Genomic DNA, 10333 nt, shown 5'->3' on the forward strand with positions numbered 1-10333 from the left:
GCTTGGCGCCGCTGATCATCGATCAGGTCTACGGCGTCATTGCCGAACTCAGCAAGGCTGGCCGGACGATCCTGCTGGTGGAGGAGAACCCGGCGCGGGTCGAGGATCTCGCCGAACGCCTGCATCTGCTCGACGACGGCGCTATCGTCTGGTCGGGCAAGCCCGCCGAACTGATGGCGCGCGACGAGCTCCTCGCAACCTATCTTGGAGGCTGACGCCATGACCGACGTTCTCATGGCTATTCTCGTCGCCGGGTTCACGTCTGGCGCGCTCTATGCCCTGGCGACGGTTGGGCTGTCGCTGGTCTGGGGCTCGATGGGCATGCTCAACATGGCCCATGCGGCGATGCTGACGCTTGGCGGCTACGCCGCCTTCACGGTGATCATCTCGCTCGGCCTGCCGATCGCGATCGGTTTTGCCGGCGCCATCCTTGTCGGGGCTGCGGCCGGTGCGATCCTTTATTTTGCGATCGTTCGTAATCTCCTGAAGAACGACAAGTCGACATTCGAAGCCAACGTCATGATTGCTACGGTCGGCATCGGCATTGCCCTGGAGAATGCCATCCTGCTGACCTATGGCGGACAGCCGCTCAAGCAGCCGGTCTCGATCGCCGGCGCCTTCCGCCTCGGGCCGCTGACGTTGCCATGGCAAAACCTTTTGATCATAGCGGTCGTCGTCATCATGATGGTGGTGGTCTCGCTGGCGCTCGGCCGGACGCGGATGGGCCGGGCGATCCGGGCGACGGCGCAGAACCGCGATGCGGCCCAACTCATGGGCGTTGCCGTCAACCGCGTCTATCTGCAGGTGCTGATGCTGTCCGGCGCGCTCGCCGGCATCTGCGGCGTGATGGTTTCGTCGATGACGCAATTGTCACCGCCGCTCGGCAACGATCCGATGCTGAAAGCCTTCATCATGTGCGTCGTCGCCGGTCTCGGCAATCTGCCGGGCGCGGTCGCCGCCGCGCTTGGCCTGGCGCTGCTCGAATCCTTCGTCCAGTACGCGCTTGGCGCCCGCTGGGGCTTTCCGTCGTTGCTGTTCGTGGTCATTGCCGTGCTGATCTGGCGACCGTCGGGCCTCTTCGGCCGCGCCGAAATCCGCCGCATGTGAGGGGACCATGACAGACACCAGATCCATGTCGCGGTCAGCCAAAACCGATCTTGCCATCAGCCTGGTGCTGATCGCGGCGGCGATCGCGCTGCCCTTCATGATCGACAGCCGCTACATCCTCGGCCAGATCGTGCTGGCGCTGTTTTATGCAACGATCGCATCGCAGTGGAACCTTTTGTTCGGCTTCTCCGGCATCTTCTCGCTGGCGCAAATGGCGATCTTCGCCTTCGGCGGCTACGCGACGGCGATGTTCTGCTTCTATTTCGGCTGGAACGTGTGGGCGGCCCTTGTGCCCGGCGCGCTCGGCGCCGCGCTGTTCTCGCTTGTCGTCGGCCTCGCCTGCCTGCGGCTGACTGGCGTCTATGTCGCGCTGCTGACGCTGGCGATTGCCCAGACGATGTATCTGCTGATCGTCACCGACACCGAGTGCTTCGTCATGGTCGGCTCGGTCTGCCGCCAGTTCACCGGCGGCGCCGTCGGCTTCGCCCGCTTCGGCGATCTCGGCACCAGGGCCTTGCTGCGCGCGCAGTGGCTGGTCGGCAACTATGCCATCATCGCCGTGCTTTTCGCGGTGACCATGGTCTTCACCTACGCGATCGTCAAAAGCCCGATCGGCCTCGCCTTCCGGGCGCTCAAGGACAATCCGGGCTATGCGGTGGCGCGTGGCGTCAACCGCTTCCAGGCGCAGCTTCTGGTCTTCGGGATTTCCGCCTTCTTCACCGGGCTGGCCGGCGGTTTCTATGCCGCGCATTTCCAGGCGATCGGCCCCGGCGTGCTGTCGATGTCGCAGCTGATGTTCATCATCGCCATCGTCGTAGTCGGCGGCGTTGGCACGTTCTGGGGACCGCTTGTCGGCACCGTGGTGCTGGTCTTGGCCGACGAGCTGATGCGCGAGAGCGGCGAGTTCCGCACGCTCGGTCTCGGCCTGATCATTGCGCTGTCGGTGGTGCTGATGCCGAAGGGCCTGGTCGGCCGCTTTGGCGATCTTGTCCGCTGGCTGGCGCGCAAGCGCACCGGCCCAACGGGCAGCAAGCCAGCAGTGAGCAACATTGTGCAAAGCCCGGCTGCGGCCGGAAAATGAGAGATCGACGATGTTCGACACGATCATAGTGGGTGCCGGCTCGGCCGGCTGCGTATTGGCGAACCGGCTCAGCGCCGATCCTGCCCGCAAGGTGCTGCTGCTGGAGGCCGGACGCGAAGCGCCGCTCGCCTCGGACGTGCCGTCGGACTGGCCGACCATGTTCAACACCGCCGTCGATTGGGGCTATTACACCGAGCCGCAGGCCGGTTGCCGCGGCAGGCGGGTGTTCTGGCCGCGCGGCAAGATGATCGGCGGCTCCGGCGCGCTGAACGCGATGATCTATATTCGCGGCCTGCCGTCCGACTATGATGGCTGGGCCGCCATGGGCTGCCCGGGCTGGGGCTGGGAAGACGTGCTGCCGGTGTTCAAGGCCTGCGAAAGCAATGCCGAGCTTGGCAATGACCCGTTGCACGGCGCCGATGGGCCGCTGCATATCGGCAATGTCGGGCATGTCGATCCCAACGAGCTCGCCTGGATCGAGGCCTGCAAGGCTGCCGGCTACCAGCACAATCGCGATTTCAACGGCGTCGAGCAGGAAGGCGTCGGCCTCTTCCAGTTCACGATCAAGAACGGCGAACGCTGGGGCACCGGCAAGGCCTATCTGCGCCCGGCGCGGCAACGTCCCAACCTCACCGTCAAAACCGGCGTGCTGGCGACGGGCCTGATCGTCGAGAGGGGCAGGGCCAAAGGCATACGCTATCTGGTCAACGGCGTGCCGGAGACTGCCTTTGCCGACAGCGAGGTGGTGCTGTCGTCGGGCTCGATCGGCAGCTGCCAGCTGATGCTGCTTTCCGGCATCGGCCCGGCCGACGAACTCAGAGAGGTCGGCGTCGATCCCGTCCACGATCTGCGGGGCGTGGGCAAGGATCTGCAGGACCATATCAACATTCCGATCACCTTCTACACCAAGGACAAGATCGGCGTTGGCGCCTGGACCGACGAGACGCTGCTGCGCGATTTTGCGGAATGGCAGACATCGCGCAGCGGCCCGCGCTCCTCGCCCTGGGTGGCGGCCGGCGGCTTCGTCAGGAGCCGGCCGGATGTCGAACCGGACCTGCAGCTTTACGGCGCCATCAGCCCGCATCGCGACTATGTGCGCTTCCTGTCGTCGAAGCCCGGCATCACGCTGCATACCACGCTGCAGCGGCCTGACAGCCGCGGCGAGATCCGCCTGCGCTCGGCCAATCCCATCGAATATCCGGCGATCGACCCGCGTTACTTCGTCAGCGACGAGGACGGATCGGATATCGCCACGCTGGTAGAAGGCATCCGCATCAGCCGCCGAATCGCGGCGCAGTCGCCGCTCAAAGAAATGCTGGTCGGCGAAATCACGCCAAGCGCCGAATGCGAGAGCGACGCCGAGATCGCTGAGTACATTCGCGGCCACTGCACGACGCTCTATCACCCGACCAGCACCTGCCGGATGGGCACCGACAACACGGCCGTCGTCGACCCCGCGTCGATGAAGGTGCACGGGCTGGAAGGGCTTTGCATCGCCGACGCCTCGGTATTTCCAAAGATGGTTTCGGGCAACACCAACGCGCCGACGATCATGATCGCCGAACGCGCCGCATCGATGATCCTGGGAGGATAGGAAACAATGGCGACGGGTTGGAATTTCCATGAACTCTATCTCTGGCACGAGACCGGCAACGCCGCGCAGTTCTTTCAGCCGAGCCTGACCATCGAGCCGGGCGAGCATGCGGAAAATGCCGCGACCAAACGCCGGTTCCGCAACCTGATGGAGGTTTCAGGCCTCACCGAAAAACTGTCGAAGATCGCCTCCGTTGCGGTGAGCGAGGACGATCTGGCCCTGTTCCATGATCGCGACTACATCCGCCGCATCAAGACGCTCAGCGACGAGCGTGGCGGCGATGCGAGCTATCTTACCCCTTTTGGCCACGGCAGCTACGAGATCGCCTGCCTGGCGGCTGGCGGCACGGCGGCAGTAATGGATGCGGTGCTGAGCGGCGATGTCGACAATGGCTACGCGCTGGTGCGGCCGCCCGGTCATCATGCCGAACGCGCGCAAGGCCTTGGCTTTTGCCTGTTCGGCAATGTTCCGGTCGCCATCCTGAAGAACCGGGCCAAACACGGTTTTGAAAGGGTCGCCACCGTCGACTGGGACGTCCATCACGGCAACGGCACCCAGTCGGCCTTCTATGCGGACCCGTCCGTGCTGACGATCTCGATCCACCAGAACGGGCTCTATCCGCCTGATAGCGGCTTTCATAAGGAACGCGGCGAGGGCAGGGGCGAAGGCTACAACATCAACGTGCCGCTGCCGGCCGGATGCGGCCACGGCGCCTATATCTCCGTCTTCGAACGTGTGGTGCTGCCGGCGCTCACTCGCTACAAGCCAGACTTGATCGTCGTGCCGTCAGGTTTCGACGCGTCGGCGGCCGATCCGCTGGGACGTATGATGCTGCACAGCGGCAGCTACCGCGAGATGACGCGGCTGCTGATGCAGGCGGCCGACGAACTCTGCGGCGGGCGGCTGATGATGTCGCATGAAGGCGGCTATTCGGCTTCCTACGTGCCCTATTGCGGGCTGGCGGTGATGGAGCAATTGTCCGGCATTAGGACGCATATCGATGATCCCTTCCTGCCGGTCTTCGAAGCCTATGCCGGCCAGCTCCTGCAGCCGCATCAGGAAGTCGCTATCGCCAAAGCGGAGGAGCTGGTGGGCGGCATCGGATAGTGGATGATGGGTGGTAGTGCCGGGCGCGGTCGCCGCGGCGCAGCTCGCCCAATTGTCATGCGGCGGCGCTTTCGAAAGCTGACGCGCCGGCTGCTGGGAAGATAGCCAGATCGTCCCCAAATTGACAGAACACCCGGTCTCGGCCATCCTTATGGCCGCCGCCTTCTCCCGCGGGCTTGTGTATGAGTGAGTCATGGCCAGTTCCGTCACCAGCCAGAAATCCAAGCGCGCCGCGGTGCGTAAGGCACTCGACCGCCACAAGGTCTATATCACCGCACAGAGCTTTTCCGCCGGCGCCTACAAAGCGCGGGTCCTGGTGGACGGCGAGGCCTACTGGGTCGACGAATTCCGGCTGAGCCAACTCCAGCAGGGTCTGTCGCCGGCCGAGCTCGAATTGACGCCGGCCACCGACGATTGAGTTGTGTGACCTCTACCCCTTCGTCATCCCAGGGCGGAGCAGGAGCGAAGCGACGTCGCGGAGACCCTGGGATCCATGCCGTGACCTGTGAGTGTTCCTACGGTGCAGGATTGCTGTTGGAGGCGGTACGGGCAATGACGAAATCACCTGTGTTAAGTTCGGCACCGCAGTGCCTTTCGGCAAATGTCGCGGCATGGATCCCAGGGCCTGCGCTCCGCTTCGCGTTCGCTCCGCCCTGGGATGACGAAAGCATGGCAGTCCGCTCCTTCGCCAGCAATTGCACCTAGTCCATGCCAGCTCCTTCGAAGCTCAAGGCTTATCGCGCCAAGCGTGAATTCAGCAAGACGCCGGAGCCCGCCGGCGGGCTGGTTGCCGGAGAAGGTAACCGCTTCGTCGTCCACAAGCATCACGCCACCGCCGACCACTACGACCTTCGCCTGCAGGTCGGCGATGTGCTGAAGAGCTGGGCGGTGCCTCGCGGCCCGTCGCTCAACCCAGCCGACAAAAGGCTCGCGGTCGAGACCGAGGACCATCCGCTCGAATATATCGACTTCGAAGGCGTCATTCCCGAGGGCGAATATGGCGGCGGGCCGATGATCGTCTGGGACACCGGCATCTGGGCGCCGATGGACGACGTCGAAAAGAGTTTGCGCACCGGTTCCTTCAAGTTCCGACTGGCCGGCGAGAAACTGAATGGCGGTTGGATGCTGGCGCGGCTGAAACCGAAGCCCGGCGAGGATGAGGGCAAAAAGAACTGGCTGCTGTTCAAGGAGCGTGATCTCGCCGCCGACGCCAAGCTCGACATACTGGAAGCCCGGCCGGAAAGCGTCAAATCCGGCCGCCGCATCGAGGAGCTGGTGGCAACGCCGCGGCCTGCCGCGAGGCCCGCGAAACCGGTCGTGCTGAAGCCCGGCGCTTTGCCGGGCGCGATCAAAGCGCAGGCGCCCGCCCGCATCGAGCCGCAACTGGCCACGCAGGTTCCGAAGCCTCCCGGCAGTGAACACCCCGCGGAAAAAACGCGCGAAACCTGGCTGCACGAGATCAAGTTCGACGGCTACCGCACCATGGCGCATCTGGCCGACGGCGTGGTCGAGCTGATCACCCGCGCCGGCCTCGACTGGACGAAGCGCTATGGCGACCTGCCGCATGCCTTCGCCAGACTGCCCTGCCGCGATGCGATCATCGACGGCGAGATCGTCGTGCTCGACGCCAAGGGCATCAGCCGTTTTGCCTTTTTGCAGGACGCGCTGGCGCAAGGCGCAGGCAACAAGCTCCACTTCTACGCCTTCGATCTGTTGCATCTCGACGGCTGGGACCTGAGAAAAGCGCCGCTTATCAGGCGCAAGGCGCTGCTTGCGCAACTGCTGTCCGGTCTCGTCGCCAATTCCGCCATCCAGTTCTCAGACCATGTCGAAGGCGATGGCCAGGGGCTTTATGATCAGGCCTCCGAAATGGGGCTGGAGGGCGTCGTCTCGAAACGCGCCACGGCGACCTACCAGAGCGGCCGTACCAAGACCTGGACCAAGACCAAGGCGCTCAAGTCCGGCGACTTCGTCATCGCCGGCTACACCGTCTCCGATGCGGCCGAGGGGCTGGCCGCACTTGGCCTCGGCGAATTCGAGGATGGCGAATTGCATTATCGCGGCAAGGTCGGCACCGGTTTCGATGCCGCTACCGCCACCGAGCTGCTGGCCCGGCTGGAGCCGCTCAGCGCCGGTGCGTCTGCGCCCGAAGGGGTTCCGCGCGAGATCATGCGCGAGATGAAATGGGTGCGGCCGCTGCTCTCAGCCCATATCCACTATGCCAACCGCACGGCGGACAATGCGCTGCGCCACGGCGTGTTCCGCGGTCTCAGGGATGTCGGCCTGTCGACGCCGGTGTCGGCCAAGCGCAAGCGGCTGATCGCCGAGGCCGACCTTGCCACGATCTGGGTGACCAATCCGACGCGGCGGCTGTTCGGCAAGACCGGACCGACCAAGCTCGATATCGCCGTGTACTACGCGCTGGTCGGCGACTTCATGCTGCCGCACATCCTCGGCCGCCCCGTGTCGCTGGTGCGCTGCCCGACCGGCAAGCCGCAGGACTGTTTCTTCCAGCGCCATGCCTTCACCGGCATGCCTTCATCGGTGGCGACCTTCGAGGCGACCAATTCCGAGGGCGAGACCAAATCCTATTTGTCGGTGGAAGACGCCAAGGGCTATCTGGCGCTGGCGCAGTTCGGCGTCGTCGAGTTCCATACCTGGGGCACCCACCGTACGCGGCTCGACAAGCCCGACCTGATCGTTTTCGACCTCGATCCGGGCGAGGGGATCGCCTGGCGCGAGGTGGTCGAGGCGGCAGTGCATATCAAGGGCGAGCTGGAGGCGATGGGGCTGGTGCCGTTCGCCAAAACCTCGGGCGGCAAGGGCATCCACATATCAGTGCCGGTGACGCAGAAACAAAACTGGAAGAAGCTGCACCAGGCGACCAGCGCCATTTCCTCGGCATTGGCCGCCTCCGCGCCCGACACCTTCACCACCACCATGGGCAAGGACCACCGCAAGCGGCGCATTTTCATCGACTATCACCGCAATGCGCGCGGCCACACCTCAGCGGCACCTTATTCGCTGCGCGCCCGTACAAACCTGCCGGCCTCGACCCCGGTGAGCTGGTCCGATCTGGAATCCATCGACGCTCCGGAAGATTTGAATTATTCTTCGCTGCCGGGCCTTCTGGCCACCTCCGGCGATCCCTGGGCCGACATGGAAGATTTCGCTAGGGATTTGCCGGTATTGTAGGTGGGATGTAGGATTTCCGCAGCATCGTTCGTCCTCCGGACGAAGCGCTGCAAACAGTTCGACAGTGCACGGCCGCGTAGGAGAGAATTCATGGCGCCCAGGGCAAGTTGGAAAGGTTACCTCAAGCTCAGCCTCGTCAGCTGTCCGGTCCGGCTCTATCCGGCGACGAGTGCGAGCGAACGCATCAGCTTCAACCAGTTGCACAAGAAGACGCACAACCGCATCAACATGAAGCCGGTCGATCCCGAACTCGGGCTGGTCGAGCGCTCGGACCTGATCAAGGGTTACGAGTATGAGGACAAGCAGTACATCATCATTGATGATACCGATCTCGACGCGGTGCGCATCGAATCCAATCATACGATGAACATCGAAGCCTTTGTCGACGAGGGCGAGGTCGACGTGATCTATCAGGACGCGCCGTACTATCTGGCGCCGGACGGCGCGATGGCCGAGGAGACTTTCGCGGTGCTGCGCGAGGCCATGCGCAAGTCCGGCAAGCTGGCGATCGCGCGGCTGGTGTTGTCCAGCCGCGAGCGCGTGGTGACGATCGGCGCGCGCGAGAACGGCATGTTCGTCTGCACCTTGAGGAATCCGAACGAAGTGCGCGGCACGGCTGAATATTTCGGCAACATCCCGGCCGGCAAGCCCGACCCGGAGATGCTGCAGCTCGCCGAAGCGCTGATCAAGCAGAAGGAAACCACCTTCGATCCGAAGAACTATGAGGATCGCTACGAGATCGCGCTGATGGCGATGATCCGCGAGAAGCTCAAGGGTCACAAGCCGATCATCGCGGCCGCGCCCGAGCGCGGCAATGTCATCAACCTGATGGATGCGCTGAAGGCCAGCCTGTCGCAATCGGCCAAGCCGCCGGCTAAGAGCAAGAGCAAGGCCGATGAAGCGGCGAAACCGGCGGCCAAGGCAAGTGCTGCAAAGGCTGGGGCCGCAGCGGCCAAGGAAAATCCGCTCAAGGCCAACCTTCTCAAGGCCGTCGGCAAGAGCAAAGGGTGACAGCTCTCGCTGGCACCGTCTTCGGCATCGTCGGGGCGCTGGCGGCGTTTCCACTTCGGCTGGCGGCGCGCGAGGTTGAGCGCCAGCAGGGCCAGTTGCGGCGCGGCGTCAACAGGCGCACCACCCATGTCGTGTTCGGCCGCTTGTATCTCGCCAAGGCGGGGGATGCCGAGATCGAACGCCGTATCGCGGCCGAGCGCGCGGCCGGGCGTAAGCTGATCAGCGAAAACGGCTTTTTGCGCCTGCTCGGGCTGATGAAGGCGCCGGAGGCCTCAGCCCTGTCGCGGCAGTCGCTTCTCGATCAATCGCGATTGGCCGCATCCGACCTCGACCTGTTGTCGCTTTTCGATGCCTTCGAGCATGATGGCGAGCCCTATTCCTTTCGCGATTTGATCCTCGCCCGCAAATATGCCGGGCTGGTTGCCGGCGGCGCTTCGTGGGGGGCGATCGTGCGCTCGGTGCACCGCTCCGGCCCGGTCGCCTCGCTCACCGCCAAGTCGCTCAATGTCGGCTCGCAGCATGGGCGCGCCGATGCAATCTATCTCGAGGGCGGCCAGAGCGAACTGGACGGACAATTGCTGTTCGACTTGGGATCGCCGGATGACGACACGCTGGAAGAACTGTTCGCCGACGCCGAGGCGGCAGAAGAGGCTGAACACCACGAGCAGGCGGCGGCTCTCTACCAGCGCTGCCTGGCCATCGATCCGAGCGATGCGATTGCCGCCTTCAACCGCGCTAACTGCCTGCGCGCCGCCGGCCACGCGGCCGAGGCGGCACATGACTATGCCCGCGCCATCAAGCTCGACCCCGGCTTTGTCGAGGCCTGGTTCAATCTGGCCGGGCTAATGACCGAGCAGGGCCGCGAGGCGTCGGCGCGGCGGCATCTGCAAAAGGCGATCGCGCTCGACCAAAACTATGCCGACGCTGTGTTCAACCTCGCCCGGCTGGAGTTCGACGCCGGCAAGCTTGCCGAGGCACGGCGGAACTGGTCGCGCTATCTCGAGCTCGACGCCAGCTCCGAATGGGCGCGGATGGCTGCCAAGGGCATTCAGTTCGTCGATTTGCAACTGGCGCAGAAATCGGGGTGAGGTAGTTCAATGTCTGCGCTTGAACACCCCCCTCTGTCCTGCCGGACATCTCCCCCTCAAGGGGGGAGATTGGATGCGTCCACGGCTTTCGCCAACCGCCAACATTGGACAGCGGGCGGGACGATGAAGCTGCCAATCTCCCCCCTTCAG

General features: G+C 64.1%; 8 protein-coding genes and 1 pseudogene. All 9 read left to right on the forward strand.

Annotation, left to right across the window (positions count from 1 at the left end; translation table 11 throughout):
- Nucleotides 1-215, forward strand: a pseudogene (locus E5W87_RS29290) (branched-chain amino acid ABC transporter ATP-binding protein); the annotation flags it as partial.
- A 4-nt stretch (nucleotides 216-219) separates the two neighbouring features.
- Nucleotides 220-1107: a branched-chain amino acid ABC transporter permease gene (locus E5W87_RS29295; RefSeq protein ID WP_292405510.1), complete on the forward strand. Its 888-nt coding sequence runs from the start codon at nucleotides 220-222 to the stop codon at nucleotides 1105-1107.
- A 7-nt stretch (nucleotides 1108-1114) separates the two neighbouring features.
- Nucleotides 1115-2188 (forward strand): branched-chain amino acid ABC transporter permease, encoded by a 1074-nt coding sequence (locus E5W87_RS29300; RefSeq protein WP_292405513.1) that lies wholly within the window; start codon nucleotides 1115-1117, stop codon nucleotides 2186-2188.
- A gap of 10 nt (nucleotides 2189-2198) precedes the next feature.
- Nucleotides 2199-3782, forward strand: a complete 1584-nt coding sequence (locus E5W87_RS29305) for a GMC family oxidoreductase (RefSeq protein WP_292405516.1) — start codon at nucleotides 2199-2201, stop codon at nucleotides 3780-3782.
- A gap of 6 nt (nucleotides 3783-3788) precedes the next feature.
- Complete coding sequence (locus E5W87_RS29310) at nucleotides 3789-4889, forward strand: class II histone deacetylase (RefSeq protein ID WP_292405519.1); 1101 nt, start codon at nucleotides 3789-3791, stop codon at nucleotides 4887-4889.
- A gap of 193 nt (nucleotides 4890-5082) precedes the next feature.
- A complete protein-coding gene (locus E5W87_RS29315; RefSeq protein WP_095482742.1) occupies nucleotides 5083-5307 on the forward strand; it encodes a hypothetical protein in 225 nt (74 codons plus the stop codon).
- Between the two features lie 290 nt (nucleotides 5308-5597).
- Entirely contained in the window at nucleotides 5598-8084 is a 2487-nt protein-coding gene (gene ligD, locus E5W87_RS29320) for a DNA ligase D (RefSeq protein WP_292405523.1), read from the forward strand.
- 90 nt (nucleotides 8085-8174) lie between these two features.
- Nucleotides 8175-9095, forward strand: coding sequence for a Ku protein (locus E5W87_RS29325; RefSeq protein WP_292405526.1), 921 nt, complete (start codon nucleotides 8175-8177; stop codon nucleotides 9093-9095).
- Complete coding sequence (locus E5W87_RS29330) at nucleotides 9092-10183, forward strand: tetratricopeptide repeat protein (protein WP_292405529.1); 1092 nt, start codon at nucleotides 9092-9094, stop codon at nucleotides 10181-10183. Before E5W87_RS29325 ends, E5W87_RS29330 begins: the two co-directional genes overlap by 4 nt.
- Nucleotides 10184-10333 lie beyond the last annotated feature (150 nt).

The sequence above is a fragment of the Mesorhizobium sp. genome, from assembly GCF_004962925.1.
GTDB lineage: Bacteria > Pseudomonadota > Alphaproteobacteria > Rhizobiales > Rhizobiaceae > Mesorhizobium.

Bases quoted from the DNA above. Each gene is read 5' to 3' on its own strand.
- E5W87_RS29325 (WP_292405526.1), top strand. From the start codon at position 8,175: ATGGCGCCCAGGGCAAGTTGGAAAGGTTACCTCAAGCTCAGCCTCGTC.
- E5W87_RS29295 (WP_292405510.1), top strand. From the start codon at position 220: ATGACCGACGTTCTCATGGCTATTCTCGTCGCCGGGTTCACGTCTGGC.
- ligD (WP_292405523.1), top strand. From the start codon at position 5,598: ATGCCAGCTCCTTCGAAGCTCAAGGCTTATCGCGCCAAGCGTGAATTC.
- E5W87_RS29305 (WP_292405516.1), top strand. From the start codon at position 2,199: ATGTTCGACACGATCATAGTGGGTGCCGGCTCGGCCGGCTGCGTATTG.
- E5W87_RS29310 (WP_292405519.1), top strand. From the start codon at position 3,789: ATGGCGACGGGTTGGAATTTCCATGAACTCTATCTCTGGCACGAGACC.
- E5W87_RS29315 (WP_095482742.1), top strand. From the start codon at position 5,083: ATGGCCAGTTCCGTCACCAGCCAGAAATCCAAGCGCGCCGCGGTGCGT.
- E5W87_RS29300 (WP_292405513.1), top strand. From the start codon at position 1,115: ATGACAGACACCAGATCCATGTCGCGGTCAGCCAAAACCGATCTTGCC.